The organism is Luteitalea sp. (assembly GCA_009377605.1).
GTDB lineage: Bacteria > Acidobacteriota > Vicinamibacteria > Vicinamibacterales > Vicinamibacteraceae > WHTT01.
In genome coordinates this window covers 1-818 of sequence record WHTT01000241.1, presented here as the reverse complement: position 1 = coordinate 818, position 818 = coordinate 1, and the positions used below count along the sequence as shown (strand labels likewise).

1 protein-coding gene is annotated in these 818 nt (G+C 72.6%); it reads left to right on the top strand.

Annotation, left to right across the window (positions count from 1 at the left end):
* Positions 1–453 precede the first annotated feature (453 nt).
* Positions 454–818 (top strand): hypothetical protein (locus GEV06_28735; GenBank protein ID MPZ21830.1); only part of this gene is annotated, 365 nt, incomplete at its 3' end.

Genomic DNA, 818 nt, shown 5'->3' with positions numbered 1-818 from the left:
GGCGCGGTCGCCCGCGCCGTCGGCGCCAGCGACGTCGGGGGCTACCTCGACATCGTCGCGGACTTCACCGTCTACGGCGCGTTCGTCGTCGGGGTCGCGGTTGCCGTGCCCGACGCCCGGCTCGCCTGCGCGGTGCTGCTGCTCACCTACTACGTCAACGGCACCGCCCTGCTCGCGTTCTCCTCGCTGGCCGAGCGCCAGCGGCTCGAGGGGCGCGACGACCGGTCGGTCCGGTTCGTCGGGGGGCTGGCCGAGGGGACGGAGACGATCGCGGTCCACAGCCTGTTCTGCCTGCTTCCCGGCGCGGCTGCGACGATCGCGTGGGCCTTCGCCGCTGCGGTCGCCCTCACGGCGGCGTGGCGGGTCCGGCTCGCCGTGCGAGCCCTGCGGCGGACCTGAGGCGCTGCCGGCTGAAGCGCCGAATGGGCAGCCCGGCGTGCGCGAGGCTGGTTGATGACGGCAGCGCCGCCGAAGTCCAAGGCGCAACGGGCGGAGGAGAGAAGGCAGGCGGCGGCGCGGCGGGCCCGCGTCCGCAGCGGACTGGTGACCGCCGCCGTGGCCGTGGTCGTCCTCGGCCGATCCCGGGGTGTCGGTGGTGGCATCGAAGGGAGAAACGAATGTATGGCAATCGAGATCATCGCCGTCCGTCGACACCCCGGTGTCGACGACCGCCACCACCACTCCCTCACCCGAGGAGATGTTCCAGGCCTGCTCGGCCTGGATCTTGGGCATGTGCCACTGCAACTCGTAGAACTGGTCGTTGGGCGTGAACGCCACGGCGGCGTCACCCTGGGTGGCCGACCCGAGTGGCTGTCCCC